The sequence below is a fragment of the Paenibacillus sp. BIC5C1 genome (assembly GCF_032399705.1).
GTDB classification, from domain to species: Bacteria; Bacillota; Bacilli; order Paenibacillales; family Paenibacillaceae; genus Paenibacillus; species Paenibacillus taichungensis_A.
Map to the genome: position 1 here is coordinate 1437096 of NZ_CP135922.1, position 16391 is coordinate 1453486.

The following is a 16391-nucleotide window of genomic DNA, read 5'->3' on the forward strand; positions in this document are numbered from 1 at the left end:
TGGTTATTCTGCTTAGGAAGCAGAGAGAACAAGGGGAGAAAATAACATGAAATCTTTATCCGTGTTTTTCAAGGATGTGGGATCGGCCGTGAGAAACCCGAAGGTGTTGATCCCCGTTATTGCAATTTTATTTATACCGATTCTATATAGTGGTATCTATTTGGCTGCCTACTGGGACCCATATGGTCATGTCGATGAAATGCCGGTTGCGGTTGTAAACCTTGATAAGGGCGCAGAGCTGGAAGGCAAATCATTGCATGTCGGTAGTGACCTCGTTGATGAACTGAAGAAAAATGCAGATTTTAAATGGGACTTTGTCAGTGCCAGCCAAGCCAAAGAAGGCATGGAAAACGACAAGTATTATATGCAAATTACGATTCCGGAAAACTTTTCATCCCAGGCAACCACGTTGCTTGATGATAAGCCACAGCCGGCTGATCTGATCTACGAACCGAATGGAAATTACAGCTTCGTGGGTGCGCAGATTGGGAAGACGGCCATCAAGGATCTGAAAGCTAAGGTTTCGGCCAAAGTGACAGAATCCTATGCGGAGACCCTGTTCGACAAGTTTTCCGAAGTGTCGGACGGATTGGCAGAAGCTGGAGACGGCGCTGGAGAATTGAATACCGGTGCAGGCAAGCTGGATGATGGAGCTGTGAAGCTCAAGGATAATCTGGAGAAGCTGGCTTCTGGTACATTGGAACTTCAAGATGGCTTGTCTCCATTAAGTGATGGTGTAAATGCACTGCATACGGGTGCAACTAAACTTGAAAGTGGAACATCGAATCTGGTATCCGGTTTGCAGCAGCTGCAAGCAGCGGCGACAAGCCAGCTTCAGAGCGGTGCAGACCAGTTGAAGGACGGCAGTGCCAAGCTGGAAACTGGACTGAAGTCTTCCATGGACGGAGCAGGCAAACTGCAAGCGGGTCTGCAGTCGTCTGAGCAGGGCAGTGCGAAGCTGTCCGAGGGTCTGCAAAGTGCAGTCCAAGGTAGCGGCACTTTGGCCACTGGCCTGCAATCGGCAGTAGACGGCAGCAGCAAGGTTGCTGATGGTGCTCAAGGCGTTGCTGACGGGTTGAAGCAGCTTGCTGCATCCAACCCTGAACTGGCAGCCAGTGAGGATGTACAGAAGCTGCTGGCAGCCAGTGCAGCAGTCGCTGAAGGCAGTAAGCAACTGCATGAGAGCGAACAGAAGCTCGCGCAGGGTGCAGATCAGTTGCACCAAGGCAATCAGCAACTGGCAGCAGGTGCGTCTGAGCTGCATGGAGGCCAAGAGCAGCTTCTGACAGGTGCGAACCAGTTGGTGGATGGTCAGCAGCAATTGCTGGCGGGCGCTGGACAGCTTAGCCAAGGCGGAGCGAAGCTCTCCGATGGTCTGAAACAGTTCAGCGGTAAGCTGGGCGAGGCTGCAAGTGGAGGCACATTGCTGGCAGATGGAGCCAAGCAACTGGGCTCCGGAACTACAGCCCTGCAATCAGGTGTGGGTAAATTGAGCGGTGGTGTGAGTTCGCTAACGGACGGCTCCAAACAACTCGGTGACGGAGCAGGCAAGCTGGCAGACGGTTTAACTGAGCTGAAAGACGGTTCAAGCGAACTGGCTACCAAGCTGAACGATGCGGCTCAGAAAACGTCAGAAGTCAAGAAAACGGACGATGTAGTGAATATGTTTGCTGAACCTGTGAATACGTCCGAGAATACAACAGAGAACGTGAGCAATTACGGTACAGGGTTGACGCCGTTCTTCCTGTCCATCGGTTTGTTTGTTGGATCGCTGATTTCAACGATTGTTTTGAAAATGCGGGAAACTTCCGTACCGGGGGCAACGGGTTGGAACCGTTTTGTAAGCCGTACGCTCGTATTCGGTTTTGTGAGCATTATCCAATCCGTAATCGTGGCAAGCTTCATGCTGTACGGTCTTGGACTGGAAACACACAGCGTACCGCTGTTCTATCTGTTCACGATCTTTACGGGACTGACCTTTATGTTTATTGTTCAGGCCCTCGTAACTTGGCTTGACTTGCCAGGACGTTATGTTGTTATCCTGTTATTGGTCTTCCAGCTTGCAGCAAGTGCGGGAACCTTCCCGGTGGAGCTGATTCCGTCGTGGCTTCAGGCGTTTAGCCCTTGGCTGCCAATGACGCACAGCATCATGGGCTTCAAAGCAGTTGTATCCAGTGGCAATTTCGATGTGATGTGGCATCAGGTCGGTATTCTGTCAATCTATGCAGGTATATCTGTGCTGCTGACCTTGGCTTTCTTCCTTTGGAGCGGCAGACGTCGCAAAAAAGAAGCCGAAGTGGTTGAATCCGGTCAAGTGGTGACGGCATAAGCCGAATTGAACCGGAATAGGACAGAATAGTGAAAATAAACTTTGAACTCAAGTATCAAAATTATGCAATATAGTAGTCAAATAGTGCAAAGAGTCTGCGACCTGAAAATGGGCTGCAGACTCTTTTTGTAAACAAATGCATAAGGATGAAGATAATCGCTGGAGCAAGACATGAGAAATTGGCCCAACTATGGTTAAACGCAGGCCACATATGGAATGATTTTCTTTTGTCAGCAATTAAAATTAGTTGTACTCTGACATAAAATGTGTATAATTATTCGAAAAAGAGATGAATTTTAGCATCAGTACACTAAAGCTGTACTGCAAAACATTTCTTATCAGAGGTATTAAAAAGTTTAAATTGCGCTGATGTTAGGTCGGTGTTAAAATAATAGAACTATATCAAAAAACGTCGCTCCATATCAGCGGCCGTGCCAGCGGTTGCGTGTTGTTATACCAAGCTGTTTACCGGGTGATCCGGACCAGCTCATCTCATGGATGGCCCCTGCCGCAATAGCAGCACTTATAAGATTGACAGCCCTTATTGCTGTCGCCCTCGTTCATCCAGCAGGCAATTTTCATGTTGAAAATGCCCGTTCCTCCCGTTTCATTGTTGCTTGTTGCCTATGTTCTTGATCTTTCCGAAATACTTCATTATAGAAAGGTTGCGTTCCATGAGACACATCGGATTACCTCCTAAACAGGGTCTGTATGACCCGCAGTTCGAAAAAGACGCATGCGGAATGGGTTTTGTCGCCAACATCAAAGGAGTACCTTCACACGACATCGTTAGTCAGGCACTGACCATGCTCAGTAACATGGAACACCGCGGAGGACAGGGCAGTGAGCCGAATTCCGGTGACGGAGCCGGTATCTTGATCCAGATTCCACATCGCTATTTTGCACAGGAAGCGGACCGTCTTGGTTTTGCATTACCTGAACAAGGCTTCTACGGCGTAGGGATGCTGTTCCTTTCACAGGACCCTGTCATTCGGAGCGCGCACGAAGAAAGCCTTAAGAAAATCATCGAAGAAGAAGGCCAGACGTTCCTGGGTTTCCGGGATGTGCCTACGTTTGATGAAATGCTGGGACGATCTGCGCTTGCAGCGAAGCCTTATGTACGTCAGGTGTTCATTGGAAGATCGGCAGATGTTAAGGATGAATTGGGATTTGAACGGAAATTGTACGTCATTCGTAGACGTGCGGAGCTGGCTATTCGTTATTCCGCGGATGAAGCAGAAGGTGGTTCATTCTACCTGCCAAGCTTGTCCTGTCGCAAAATTGTCTACAAAGGCATGCTGACAACGGAACAGGTGGGACAGTTCTATCTGGATCTTCAGGAAGATCTCGTGGAATCAGCAATTGCGCTTGTTCACTCCCGCTTCAGTACGAATACATTCCCTAGCTGGGAGCGTGCTCACCCGTATCGCTTCATGATCCACAACGGTGAGATCAATACGATGCGTGGTAACGTGAACTGGATGCATGCCCGGCAGTCGCTGTTTGAAAGCGAATTGTTCGGTAACGACATCTCGAAAGTAAAACCGGTTATCAATCCGGATGGTTCGGATACAGCGATGTTTGATAACACGCTGGAGTTCCTTTATTTGAGCGGACGTTCATTGCCACACGTGGCCATGATGATGGTTCCTGAGCCTTGGAGTACAGATGAGGGAATGGACCCTGCCAAAAAGGCATTCTATGAATATCACAGCACGATGATGGAGCCTTGGGATGGACCTGCAGCGATGGCTTTTACCGACGGTTTGCAGATTGGTGCAACTCTTGACCGTAATGGTTTGCGTCCTGCACGTTATTATGTAACGAAAGATGACCGTATTATTTTATCCTCCGAGGTGGGGGTACTTGATATCGCTCCTGAAGAAATTCTCTACAAAGATCGTCTGCGTCCTGGACGTATGTTGCTTGTTGATACAGAGCAAGGCCGTATCATTGCGGATGAGGAAGTGAAAGCTCTCATTGCGGCCGAGAATCCGTATAAGGATTGGCTCGATGAGCATCTGATGGATCTGAATGAGCTGCCGGATGCACCGGAACTGCCTGATCCAAAACATGATAACGTGACCCAGCTTCAGCTGGCCTATGGATATACATTTGAAGAATTGCGCAAAGTGTTGGAGCCAATGGCTTCAACAGGCATGGAAGCTACAGGGTCCATGGGTTATGATGCACCACTGGCGGTTTTGTCGATTCGTCCGCAGCGTCTGTATAACTATTTTAAACAAATGTTTGCACAAGTTACGAATCCACCGATCGACGCAATTCGTGAAGAGATTGTAACGTCTACAGCAACAACGATCGGACCTGAGCGTAACCTGCTGAATCCTGAACCGGAGAGTTGTCGTCAGATTCGTTTGGATACACCGGTACTCTCTAATGAGGATTTTGCGAAGATTCGTCACGTTCGTCGTCCGGGCTTCCGTTCGATGACGATTCCGATCTTCTTTACAGCAAAAGAGGGTGCAGAAGGACTTCGCAAAGCGATGGAACTGCTCTTCGAAGCTTCAGACCGTGTCATTGACAAAGGTCACAACATTTTGATCCTGTCTGACCGTGGTGTTGACGCGGAGAATGCTGCAATTCCAGCATTGCTGGCCGTAGCAGGTTTGCATCACCATCTGATTCGCAAAGGAACCAGAACCAAAGTTAGCATTTTGCTGGAATCGGCAGAGCCGCGTGACATTCATCACTATGCCTTGTTGCTTGGTTACGGAGTAAGTGCGGTGAACCCTTATCTGGCGTTTGAAACGCTGGATGACATGATTCAGCAAGGGCTACTGCGTGGCATCTCACATGAGAAAGCCGTGAAGAACTACATTAAAGCCGCTACCAAGGGCGTTATTAAAATATTGTCCAAAATGGGAATCTCGACGATTCAATCCTATCGCGGTGCTCAAATCTTTGAAGCCGTGGGCCTGAAATCGGACTTCGTTGATCGTTACTTTACGTGGACACCTTCGCGAATTGGCGGGATTGGTCTGGAAGAAGTGGCAGCCGAAGCATTGACTCATCACAACCGTGCCTTTACGGACAAAGATGGCAATGACAAAGTACTGGATTCCGGCGGGGAATACCAATGGCGTAACGACGGAGAAGAGCATCTGTTCAATCCGCAAACGATCCATACGTTACAGCATGCAGTACGTACGGGCGACTACAAACTTTATAAAAAGTATTCCAAACTCGTGCAAGGCGAAAATGATCAGTTGCTGACCATTCGCTCCATGCTGAGACTTAAACCGGTCGGTCCTGCTATTCCTTTGGAAGAAGTAGAATCCGTCGAAGACATTATGCGCCGTTTCAAAACAGGGGCAATGTCCTTCGGTTCAATCAGCAAAGAGGCACATGAAGATCTCGCTATTGCGATGAACCGTGTTGGTGGTAAGTCCAATACAGGTGAAGGCGGCGAAGATCCGGCTCGCTTCATTAAAGATAGTAACGGCGATTCTCGTCGCAGTGCGATCAAACAGGTGGCATCCGGACGTTTTGGTGTAACATCGAACTATCTGGTTAATGCCGACGAGATTCAGATCAAGATGGCACAGGGAGCAAAACCGGGTGAAGGTGGACAGCTGCCTGGACGTAAGGTATACCCTTGGGTTGCTGAGGTTCGTGGATCAACACCAGGTGTAGGTCTGATCTCTCCGCCACCGCATCATGATATCTACTCGATTGAGGATCTGGCTGAGTTGATCTATGACTTGAAAAATGCCAATCCACGTGCAGAGATCAATGTTAAATTGGTATCCGAAGTCGGCGTCGGAACGATTGCTGCTGGTGTTGCTAAAGGTCGCGCCGACATTATCCTCGTCAGCGGTTATGACGGCGGTACAGGGGCTTCTCCACAAGGTTCGATTCGCCACGCGGGTATGCCTTGGGAGCTGGGACTTGCAGAAACACATCAAACGTTGATGCTGAACAATCTGCGTGATCGTGTCGTACTGGAAACAGACGGAAAGATGCTGAATGGTCGTGACTTGGCGATCGCAGCTTTGCTCGGAGCTGAGGAGTATGGATTCTCTACAGCACCACTCGTTGCATTAGGCTGTATCATGATGCGTGTCTGCCAGATGGATACATGTCCGGTAGGTGTAGCGACACAAAACCCTGAATTGCGTAAAAATTACACGGGAGATCCTGCTCATGTCGTCAACTTCATGCGATTTGTTGCTGAAGATGTTCGTGAAATCATGGCTGATCTTGGATTCCGTACGATTCAGGAAATGGTAGGTCGTACCGATTGCCTCGAAACGGTAGAGGCTGTAGACCACTGGAAGAAAAAAGGTGTGGATCTGTCCGTATTGTTACATGTGCCTGAAATGCCAGAAGGTTCTGCACGTTACCGTACTCAGCATCAAAACCACCAATTGGAAGAGACGCTGGATATGCAGCAGTTGCTACCATTGGCACAACCTGCGATTGAATCCGGTCAGCCGGTTGAAGCAGTGCTTCCAATTACCAACGTAAACCGTGCAGTAGGTACCATTTTGGGCAGTGAAATCACGCGCAAATATGGCATAGCAGGATTGCCAGAAGATACGGTTCAATTCAAATTTGTCGGCTCCGCTGGACAAAGCTTTGGGGCCTTTGTACCTAAAGGGATGACATTGACCGTTGAAGGGGATTCCAATGACTATGTAGGTAAAGGGTTGTCCGGAGGTAAGCTGATCGTCATGCCTTCACCAAAAGCCACATTTGATGCCGAAGATAACATCATCATTGGTAACACAGCTCTATACGGGGCAACCAGTGGTGAAGCTTATATTCGTGGTATTGCGGGAGAACGGTTTGCTGTGCGGAACTCGGGTGCCAAAGTGGTTGTTGAAGGTGTAGGCGACCATGGCTGTGAGTACATGACGGGTGGACGTGTCGTCGTTCTGGGTGATACAGGTCGTAACTTTGCAGCCGGGATGTCCGGAGGTATCGCTTATGTGTATGATCCGAAAGGCACATTCCTGAAACGTTGTAATCTGGAAATGGTACTTTTGGAGCGCATCGAAGATGTCTCTGAGAGTGCAGATCTGCGAGGCATGATTCAACGTCATGTTGCGAACACAGGCAGTGAGGCGGGTCAGCGCATTCTGGATAACTGGCAGCAATCTGTAGATCAATTTGTTCGGGTTATTCCGAAGGACTTCAAACGAATGACCGAGCAAATCGAACGGATTCAGGCAACGGGCCTGACCGGGGAGGCAGCTTTGCTGGCTGCTTTTGAAGCCAATATGCGTGAACTTGCACGTACAGGAGGTTAAAATATTCCTGTCCGATTGCATGAACGGGTTGTATTAAGAATAATAGGAGCTTTATGGCGGCCAATGCGGCGCTGTAGAGCTCCTATTTGGTTTTCGACAAAATTAGAACCCGCACAAAAAACGCTATCGCCATGAGACGACAACATTGAAGAACTTTCTCAAGTATAATAAGGCTAGTTTTGGAGTGCAGGGAAAGTATAAAGATAAGAGAGGTTAGCGGAATGAATATGAAGCAACCAAACAGGGGCGATCGTAAGCCGAAAGGTAAACCAGTCGAAGCAACCCAGATGGACATCATGAAAGTTTTACTGCAATGCGGAATCGACCCGGAGCGTTGGAACCATTTCGTATCCTCCGACAACAACAAGCGCGCTTGACAACACATCGACAAGCATAGAATAGATGGAGGGAAATCAAGACATAAAAAAGCCCAGCAACCGGAGAGTGGTATTTCTCGGTACTGGGTCTTCTTTGCGGTTTAATCCATACTGCGTTCCATACGGACAAAAGCAATAAAACGACGTGCCTCTTCTTCTGTTAAGGGTTTGCCATCAATCATCAGTCCGAAGCGTTCCAGCACTTCCTTATCCGATAATTCAAGGGCGTCCACGAACTGCCTTACGTCCTCATCCATTACGACATCACTTTGTTTCGTCCGTCCAATGAGATAATCAATGGATACGCCAAAGATGTCAGCAAGTCTCGTTAACACTTCGAAATCCGGTTTTCGTCGGTTTTTCTCGTAGTGGGAGAGAGCAGCTCTCGTAATATGAATGGAGCTCGCAAGTTCTTCTTGAGTAAGTCCCCGCTGTTCCCTTAATTCAGCAATGCGATTTCCGTAGCTCATATGCTATTTCCCCCTGAACGCCATCAAATATATATTAGAACAATCCTGAGCCAAATGTTTGATCAGGGCAGCTTTCCTGCATCATCGTAACGCCTTAGTAGTCCTAGTTGTATATAGGTCTGTCTAAGGACATCTCATATTGTCGTAAATCAAAAGAACCATGTCCAAATACTGCTTGACATGATACAAATTGTATCGTAAATTGGACGTATGGAGTTACAAAATGTATCATTTGGGATATTTTAAGTATGACCACGTTGCCTAGCCAATATACCTGTGAGAAGGAGTATGGGCAACTCTTGCAAGCTAATCCATTCTAAAGGAATGAAGCCATGAATTCAATGATTCAGGAATGGGCGGATCTCAAATTAAATGTCCATATGTACATTCAGGAGTTTCATGGCAAACTGGTAGACCGCAAAAGACGCCCCGTTCTGTTGCTTGGAATGGACACGCGAGCGATCACCTTCCTGAGTGACCTGGACTTGCCGATATCATCAGAGATGCTGATTGGTTTGGATGTAGAAGATAGCCATGTATGTGTACGACTCCACGCAAGGTTGCAATGGAAACAACCCTTCGGTGAGCTCACATTGTATCATTCAAGTTTGCATATTCAGCAAGAGCAGACACTATATATAACGGGACAGTTAAATACAATGATTCGAGAAGTTCAGTTTCCGACGGTTTCCCGGTTTCAATATGAAAAGGCATCGGAGCAACCTGACTTACAGAAAACCTATCATTACATTGATTTTACCATATGAGTTGAACACATTCTAAACATATTCTGAACAAGCATGTACTTAACGCCATTTTACTATATTTCATAGCGTTATGCATTAGTTCTTTAACACCAAAAGCATTTGCGCAATGAATAAAGGGGCGAGGGGGATCATACATTGAGGAAGTTTGGATATGGTTGAAATGCACTGCCACATTTTATCCGGTCTGGATGATGGCCCTGTTCATATGGAACAGTCCATTGCGATGGCTGAGAAAGCGGCAGCCTCAGGAATTACCTCGATCATTGCTACTCCGCATCACCTGAACGGGCAGTACAACAATCAACCCAACGTGGTCAATCAGGCAGTGGACCTGCTACATGCAGAACTTCGCAAACGCAACATTTGCTTGGAGATCCGTCCCGGACAGGAGATCAGAGTGCATGACAACCTGCTTGCAGACTTATACGCAGGAAAGTGCTGTACACTCGCCGGGAGTCGTTACATGTTGCTGGAATTGCCCTTTGGTCATATCCCCTCGCAGTTCCCCGGGATACTCCAAGAACTTAAGTTGGCGGGTATCATTCCTATTATTGCTCATCCCGAACGAAATCGTCCAATCCAGAACAATCCCGATTTATTGGTTGAATATGTTGGGCAAGGTGCTCTATGTCAAATCACGGCTCAATCGGTCATGGGACTTTTCGGGCGAAAAGTTCAGAAATGGTGTTTCCATTTTTGCAAACAAAACGGATTTCATTTCATTTCATCAGACGCCCACAATATGGAAGAAAGAACATTTTCAATGAAGGCCGCATATCACCTGCTTGAACGCCGATTTGGAAGTCGTCTAGTTCAAACTTTGCAAAATAATGCGTGCTCGGTATGGAACAATCAAATCATAGAGCCGGAAGAACCTGTGATGATGAAGCGTAGATTGTTGTTCTGGTAATCGGCTAAATAGTATATAAGACACCGTTCTTCATCATAATTGCTGATCTAAATGGGAGGAATACAAGATGGAGTTAAAAGAGTATATGCAAATTTTACGTAAACGTTTTTGGATCATCATTGCTTTCGTTGCTGTTGCTTGTATTGGAGCAGGTGTTAAAAATTATTTTTTTACCGTACCTGTTTATGAGGCTAGTTCCAAGATAATTGTCAACCAGGCCTACAATGCCCAAGGCGTCCCTAATCTTGACTATGCTTCTATTCAAACCAATATAAAAGTAATCAATTCCTATATGGAAATAATCAAATCATCCGCAATCCTCGATAAAGTTGCCACTACATATCCTGACCTTGGCCTAACGGGCAAAGCACTGGGTGAAAGAATAAAAGTATCAACCGCTAATGAATCCCAGGTCATGAATCTAACCGCGATAGGTGTTTCTCCTGAAAAAGCAGCTAAGACAGTCAATGCTGTAACAAAAATATTCAAATCACAAATCCCCGTAATTATGAAAGTGGACAATATCACCATTCTTAGTGAAGCCAACCCTAATGATAATACAAAACCGGTTAATTATAACCCTTTGATGAATGTGTTAATTAGCTTCATTGTTGGTTTGCTGTTGGCTGTAGGATTAGTATTTCTTTTGGAATATCTGGATGACACTCTCAAAACTGAAGACGAGATTGAAAGAGAACTTGGAATACCTACGCTAGCAGTGATATCCAGAGTGAAAAAAGATGAAGTTCGTTCTTCAAAGCAAACAATATTATCCCAACAACAGGTAGGTGAAAATCAATATGCCACGGTTAACCAATGAAAAGATGAATTTAGTCACAATGGTGAATCCAAAATCAACGAATTCTGAAGCGTATCGTAAGTTAAGAACGAACATTCAATTTTCATCTATAGACAGTCAAATTCAAACCATAATGATTGCTTCAGCTGTTTCTGGAGAAGGAAAGACCACCACGATTGGTAACTTGGCTGTTACGTATGCTCAGGAGGGAAAAAAAGTTTTACTAATGGATACTGATCTGCGTAAGCCGACAGTCCACCGAATGTTTAATGTTCCAAACCATGTAGGGCTCACAAGTGTGATTTCTAATCAGTATTCTGTAAAAGAAGTACTTAGGGAGACTTTTATAGAAGGGCTGCATGTGTTGACTTCTGGGGCGATTCCACCTAATCCTTCTGAAATGATTGGCTCTCGTAAAATGACTTTGATATTAGAAGAATTAAAACAACAATATGACGTGATTCTGTTTGATACCCCACCTGTTTTGTCTGTGACAGATGCGCTAATCATAAGTTCTTTGTGTGATGGCGTGATACTTGTTGTGAATTCAGGAAAAGTGAAAAAGGATGTGGTTAAGAAAGCAAAGGCCCATCTAGAACATGTTAATGCAAGAATATTAGGAGCAGTTCTAAATAACTTTCAGTTATCCAAGAACAGAGCTGCACATTACGGAGAAAGTTAGTCGTATCTGGCAATTAGTTTGGAGGTCATGTCTACTATACCTTTATCAAGGTAGGCACTCGGTCACACTGTGGGTAGTGTACCTTAGACGTATATCGTCAAGGGTGTGATGTGAGGTTGGGTTTAATGCCCTTTTATGAAATTAAAAGTAAGAATTGCATCAATTTATTTCATGATTTCATTGATTTTAATAAATGATCCAACTCATGCTTTTAAACATAAAAAAATAATGGATAGGGTGGTATTTATGACTAGAGTGAGGAAAGCAATCATTCCCGCAGCCGGTTTGGGAACCCGATTTTTACCCGCTACAAAGGCAATGCCTAAAGAAATGCTCCCTATTGTGGATAAACCGACCATTCAATACATCGTTGAAGAAGCTGTAGCTTCCGGAATCGAGGACATTATTATTGTAACGGGCAAGGGAAAACGTGCGATTGAAGATCATTTTGACAGCGCGTTTGAACTAGAGCAAAATCTGCTCGAAAAAGGAAAGCTCAGCTTACTGGAAGAAGTCCGGAAGTCCTCCAACGTTGATATTCATTACATAAGGCAGAAGGAAGCATTAGGACTTGGGCATGCAGTGTGGTGTGCTCGAAACTTTATTGGCAATGAACCGTTTGCTGTATTGCTTGGTGATGATATTGTGGTTTCTGATGTGCCGTGTACAAAGCAACTCATTCAGCAATATGAGAAGGTCAACCAGTCTGTACTCGGAGTGAAAACAGTAAGTCCAAGTGAAACCTATCGCTATGGAATTATTGATCCCCTGCATACAGAGGGACGTTTATCCTCTGTAAACAGTATGATTGAGAAACCCCCGTTGGGTACAGCACCTTCTAACTTGGCTATTATGGGGCGTTACATTTTGACACCTAAAGTATTTGAGTATCTGGAAGAACAAAATGTGGGCGCGGGTGGTGAGATTCAACTCACGGATGCGCTGCAAATGTTAAATCGGGATGAAGGTATAAGTGCATATGATTTTGAAGGTTCACGATTTGATGTGGGTGAGAAGCTGGGCTATATTTTGACCACACTTGATTTTGCTCTTAAAAATAAAGAATTGCGTGCGCCTGTCCTGATGGCGATTGAAGAGATTTTGATGAAAGAACAATTGAACCAAATGCTTGTAGCTGGAGGGGATAGTCTGTGAAACTTTCAGGACCGGAATACTTTGGGAGTGGAGAAGCCATAGCCAAAGAGGGAACGGCGGCAGTGCTTGAGCAGCCTTACTCGCAACGTGTTGGTGGGTATACTGAATTGATGAAACCTTTCATCGATTTTATTATAGCGGCAGTGCTGGTATTAATTACTTCACCAGTCATGCTTGTAGCAGCGATTATGATTAAACTTGATTCTAAAGGACCTGTGATATTCAGGCAAGAACGTTACGGGAAAAATGGAGTCAAATTTAATATTTATAAATTTAGAACAATGCGTACGGATGCTCCGAAGTACAGTGCCTCTCCAACGACAAGTAATGACCCTAGAATTACACGGCTAGGTAGATTACTTCGTAAGACTAGCTTGGATGAGTTACCACAACTGATTAACATCATCAAAGGGGATATGAGCTTTGTGGGTCCAAGGCCTGAACAAAAAAGAATTGTAGAAGAAAGCTATACCGATCTGGAACGCAGAAGATTTTTGGTAAAGCCAGGGATCACTGGTTTGTGGCAAGTAAGTGATGTGAGAAAGGACCCTATACATCATAACTTACAGTACGATTTTCACTATATTTCAAATGTCTCTATTCTAATGGATATTAAAATTCTGTTCAAAACTGTTGTTGTAATGGTAAAGAGTAATACATTCTAGTTAGCCTCAATTACATTTGGAGAGTGATCTTAATTGAAACATATAGTGGTTACTGGAGCAGCTGGCTTTCTTGGCTCGCATCTCGTCAGATCGCTTGTTCAACAAGAAAATCAAGTAACGGGGATAGACAACTTATCTACAGGTGTTTTTCAAAATCTACAAGAGGTGATTAAGAGCCCTCTCTTTCACTTTCATCAAGCAGATGTAACTCAGGCCAGTTCACTTGACATATTCAACCAACAAAATGTTGATGAAGTGTATCATCTAGCCTCTCCAGCCTCCCCTAAATTCTATCAAGCAGATGCTTTTGGTACAATCTGGGTGAATACAAAAGGAACTAATAATTTATTAGAACTTGCTCATAAAAAAGGAGCTAGGCTGGTATATGCTAGTACGAGTGAGGCATACGGGGATCCTGAAGTTCACCCGCAGCCTGAGAGTTATCGGGGGAATGTAAACACCTGGGGCCCAAGGGCCTGTTATGATGAGGCCAAACGTCTTGGCGAGGTTATATGTTATGAATACTTCACTAAACAACAGGTTGAAGTTAAGGTTGCGCGCATTTTTAATACTTATTCTGCCGGATTACGGAATGATGACGGGCGTGTTATTTCCAACTTTGTAACACAAGCTTTAACAGGTACGGATATTACGATTTATGGTGATGGTTCACAGACGCGCTCCTTCTGTTATGTTGATGACAATATTAGAGGACTACAATTACTTATGGCTTCAGAAAGCGCTAATGGACAAATTGTGAATATTGGAAATCCGAATGAATATACCATTCTTGAATTGGCACATTTGGTTAAAGAGTTAACACACTCGAACAGTAATGTTACATTTCTGCCTTTACCGGAGGATGATCCCAAAGTAAGACGTCCTGTGATTGATAAGGCACGAGATTTGCTTGGGTGGGAACCGCTGGTTCCTTTGGATCAGGGACTAAAGCTTACGATTGATAATTATCGTGAATTACTGTTGGAAACTCAATTTGAATGAGAGGTACTCATATGGAGAAGGATAAAAAAATTTATATTGCTGGTCATAGAGGGCTAGTTGGATCTGCAATTGATCGGGCGTTACGTGAACAGGGATATACTTCGATTCTAACTCGTACAAGTTCAGAATTGGATCTACGTGACAATCAGGCTGTAGATGAGTTTTTTGCATCTGAACAGCCTGATTTTGTTTTTCTTGCTGCTGCTAAAGTTGGTGGAATTGTTGCGAATAACGATTACCCGGCAGACTTTATCAGAGATAATTTATTAATTCAAACAAATGTAATTGATGCTTCATATCGATACGGTGTTGAAAAGCTACTTTTTCTCGGATCAACGTGTATTTATCCAAAGATGGCCCCTCAGCCATTGAGGGAGGAATACCTACTTACTGGTGAGCTTGAACCAACCAATAAAGCTTATGCCATTGCTAAGATCGCTGGAATCACAATGTGCCAATCCTATAACAGGCAATATGGTACTCGTTTCATTTCCGTGATGCCAACCAATATGTATGGACCCAATGATAATTTTGATCTGACTACATCACATGTATTACCTGCATTGTTGCGGAAATTTCACGATGCCAGGACACAATCCTTGCCTTCTGTTGAGGTCTGGGGAAGTGGGTCTCCGTTGCGAGAATTTCTTCACGCGGATGATTTAGCCGAAGCCTGCATCTTTCTAATGGATCAATATGAGGAAGATGAAATTATTAATGTAGGCGTTGGCAGAGATATTACTATTAAGGATTTGGCATTGTTAATTCGTTCAATTGTAGGGTATGAGGGAGAAATTATATTTGATGCATCTAAACCAGATGGTACACCACGTAAACTGGTTGATGTTACTAAAATTAACGATTTGGGATGGTTCGCACGTATTGAACTGGAAGATGGTATACGTTCTATTTATGAATTATATATCAGCGATTCGCTAGTTAAGCGGTAACTCAAATATAAGGGTGGAGGAAATCTAATGAAAAAAGCTCTGATTACTGGAATTACAGGTCAAGATGGTTCCTATCTTGCCGAATTACTATTGAATAAAGGATACAAGGTATATGGTATGCGTAGAAGAACGAGTACACCAAATTATGAGAATGTTGAGCACATTAAGGAGCAGATTGAGTGGTTGTCCGGAGATCTTACCGACATGGCTTCTTTAATTGAAGCAGTACGGGTGAGTGATCCGGATGAAGTTTATAATCTGGCTGCACAATCTTTTGTGGCAGCGTCTTGGCCTCAACCACTGGCTACAGGACAGATTACAGCTTTATCCGTTACTAACATGCTTGAGGCGGTCCGTTTAATTAAGCCAAATGCCAGATTCTATCAGGCTTCCAGCAGTGAGATGTTTGGTCGTGTAGTTGAGACGCCCCAAAAAGAAACAACACCGTTTTACCCTCGCAGTCCTTATGGTGTAGCGAAAGTATATGGACATTGGATTACCGTTAACTATCGTGAAAGTTATAATATGTTCGCATGTTCAGGAATATTGTTTAATCATGAATCCCCTCGTCGTGGTATTGAATTTGTTACTCGTAAAGTTACAGACGGCGTAGCCCGTATTAAGTTAGGCATGACCGCGGAGTTGCGACTAGGGAATTTGGATGCAAAGCGCGATTGGGGATTTGCGGGAGATTATGTTAAAGCTATGTGGTTGATGTTGCAACAGGAACAGCCGGATGATTTTGTGATTTCAACTGGTGAAACCCACACCGTTGAAGAATTAGTAGAGGTTGCGTTCTCCTACGTAGGTTTGGATTGGAGAAACCACGTTGTTTTAGATGAGAAATTTGTTAGACCAGCAGAGGTTGACCTCTTACTGGGTAACTGTTCCAAGGCGAAGCAAGTACTTGGTTGGGAACTTGAGGTTAATTTTAAACAACTGGTGCACATGATGGTTGATGCAGATATGACTCGATTGTCACAATCTAAAGAGATGGTTAACATTTAGGCGC

General features: G+C 44.8%; 13 protein-coding genes. 12 read left to right on the forward strand and 1 reads right to left on the reverse strand.

Translation table 11 applies throughout. The annotated features are described in order from the left end of the window. Positions 1–46: 46 nt before the first annotated feature. The 3 genes from RS891_RS06440 (at position 47) to RS891_RS06450 (ending at position 7979) form a co-directional block, all read left to right on the forward strand. Positions 47–2329: a YhgE/Pip family protein gene (locus RS891_RS06440; protein WP_315794816.1), complete on the forward strand. Its 2283-nt coding sequence runs from the start codon at positions 47–49 to the stop codon at positions 2327–2329. 674 nt (positions 2330–3003) lie between these two features. Then, on the forward strand, positions 3004–7602 hold the full coding sequence (gene gltB, locus RS891_RS06445; RefSeq protein ID WP_315794817.1) for a glutamate synthase large subunit: 4599 nt from the start codon (positions 3004–3006) through the stop codon (positions 7600–7602). Between the two features lie 221 nt (positions 7603–7823). Further along, positions 7824–7979 carry a hypothetical protein gene (locus RS891_RS06450; RefSeq protein ID WP_157258495.1) on the forward strand — a complete coding sequence of 52 codons (156 nt, stop codon included), beginning with the start codon at positions 7824–7826 and terminating at the stop codon, positions 7977–7979. A 101-nt stretch (positions 7980–8080) separates the two neighbouring features. On the opposite strand, the gene RS891_RS06455 is transcribed toward RS891_RS06450, so the two are convergent. Further along, positions 8081–8449 carry a helix-turn-helix domain-containing protein gene (locus tag RS891_RS06455; RefSeq protein ID WP_113051794.1) on the reverse strand — a complete coding sequence of 123 codons (369 nt, stop codon included), beginning with the start codon at positions 8447–8449 and terminating at the stop codon, positions 8081–8083. Between the two features lie 332 nt (positions 8450–8781). Here RS891_RS06455 and RS891_RS06460 point away from each other — a divergent pair, with 332 nt between their 5' ends. The 9 genes from RS891_RS06460 to gmd all read left to right on the forward strand — a co-directional run bounded on the left by RS891_RS06460 (position 8782) and on the right by gmd (position 16387). After that, positions 8782–9216, forward strand: coding sequence for a hypothetical protein (locus tag RS891_RS06460; RefSeq protein ID WP_113051795.1), 435 nt, complete (start codon positions 8782–8784; stop codon positions 9214–9216). Positions 9217–9367: 151 nt separating this feature from the next. Next, the gene (locus tag RS891_RS06465; protein WP_315794818.1) at positions 9368–10126 is read left to right on the forward strand and encodes a tyrosine-protein phosphatase; all 759 of its coding nucleotides are present in this window, start codon (positions 9368–9370) and stop codon (positions 10124–10126) included. A gap of 67 nt (positions 10127–10193) precedes the next feature. Beyond that, positions 10194–10946 (forward strand): YveK family protein, encoded by a 753-nt coding sequence (locus RS891_RS06470; RefSeq protein WP_315794819.1) that lies wholly within the window; start codon positions 10194–10196, stop codon positions 10944–10946. Beyond that, the gene (locus tag RS891_RS06475; protein ID WP_315794820.1) at positions 10927–11607 is read left to right on the forward strand and encodes a CpsD/CapB family tyrosine-protein kinase; all 681 of its coding nucleotides are present in this window, start codon (positions 10927–10929) and stop codon (positions 11605–11607) included. The genes RS891_RS06470 and RS891_RS06475 overlap by 20 nt, the downstream gene beginning before the upstream one ends. A 246-nt stretch (positions 11608–11853) precedes the next feature. Beyond that, on the forward strand, positions 11854–12762 hold the full coding sequence (gene galU / locus RS891_RS06480; protein WP_064640125.1) for a UTP--glucose-1-phosphate uridylyltransferase GalU: 909 nt from the start codon (positions 11854–11856) through the stop codon (positions 12760–12762). Next, positions 12759–13427: a sugar transferase gene (locus RS891_RS06485; RefSeq protein WP_315794821.1), complete on the forward strand. Its 669-nt coding sequence runs from the start codon at positions 12759–12761 to the stop codon at positions 13425–13427. Before galU ends, RS891_RS06485 begins: the two co-directional genes overlap by 4 nt. Positions 13428–13460: 33 nt before the next feature. Further along, positions 13461–14429, forward strand: a complete 969-nt coding sequence (locus RS891_RS06490) for an NAD-dependent epimerase/dehydratase family protein (RefSeq protein ID WP_315794822.1) — start codon at positions 13461–13463, stop codon at positions 14427–14429. Positions 14430–14440: 11 nt separating this feature from the next. Further along, on the forward strand, positions 14441–15379 hold the full coding sequence (locus RS891_RS06495; protein ID WP_315794823.1) for a GDP-L-fucose synthase family protein: 939 nt from the start codon (positions 14441–14443) through the stop codon (positions 15377–15379). A 27-nt stretch (positions 15380–15406) separates the two neighbouring features. Further along, entirely contained in the window at positions 15407–16387 is a 981-nt protein-coding gene (gmd, locus tag RS891_RS06500; protein ID WP_315794824.1) for a GDP-mannose 4,6-dehydratase, read from the forward strand. Positions 16388–16391: the final 4 nt, after the last annotated feature.

What these genes read in the sequence shown, in the direction of transcription:
- RS891_RS06440 (WP_315794816.1), top strand. Translation starts at nt 47, where the DNA reads ATGAAATCTTTATCCGTGTTTTTCAAGGATGTGGGATCGGCCGTGAGA.
- gltB (WP_315794817.1), top strand. Translation starts at nt 3,004, where the DNA reads ATGAGACACATCGGATTACCTCCTAAACAGGGTCTGTATGACCCGCAG.
- RS891_RS06450 (WP_157258495.1), top strand. Translation starts at nt 7,824, where the DNA reads ATGAATATGAAGCAACCAAACAGGGGCGATCGTAAGCCGAAAGGTAAA.
- RS891_RS06455 (WP_113051794.1), bottom strand. Translation starts at nt 8,449, where the DNA reads ATGAGCTACGGAAATCGCATTGCTGAATTAAGGGAACAGCGGGGACTT.
- RS891_RS06460 (WP_113051795.1), top strand. Translation starts at nt 8,782, where the DNA reads ATGAATTCAATGATTCAGGAATGGGCGGATCTCAAATTAAATGTCCAT.
- RS891_RS06465 (WP_315794818.1), top strand. Translation starts at nt 9,368, where the DNA reads ATGGTTGAAATGCACTGCCACATTTTATCCGGTCTGGATGATGGCCCT.
- RS891_RS06470 (WP_315794819.1), top strand. Translation starts at nt 10,194, where the DNA reads ATGGAGTTAAAAGAGTATATGCAAATTTTACGTAAACGTTTTTGGATC.
- RS891_RS06475 (WP_315794820.1), top strand. Translation starts at nt 10,927, where the DNA reads ATGCCACGGTTAACCAATGAAAAGATGAATTTAGTCACAATGGTGAAT.
- galU (WP_064640125.1), top strand. Translation starts at nt 11,854, where the DNA reads ATGACTAGAGTGAGGAAAGCAATCATTCCCGCAGCCGGTTTGGGAACC.
- RS891_RS06495 (WP_315794823.1), top strand. Translation starts at nt 14,441, where the DNA reads ATGGAGAAGGATAAAAAAATTTATATTGCTGGTCATAGAGGGCTAGTT.
- gmd (WP_315794824.1), top strand. Translation starts at nt 15,407, where the DNA reads ATGAAAAAAGCTCTGATTACTGGAATTACAGGTCAAGATGGTTCCTAT.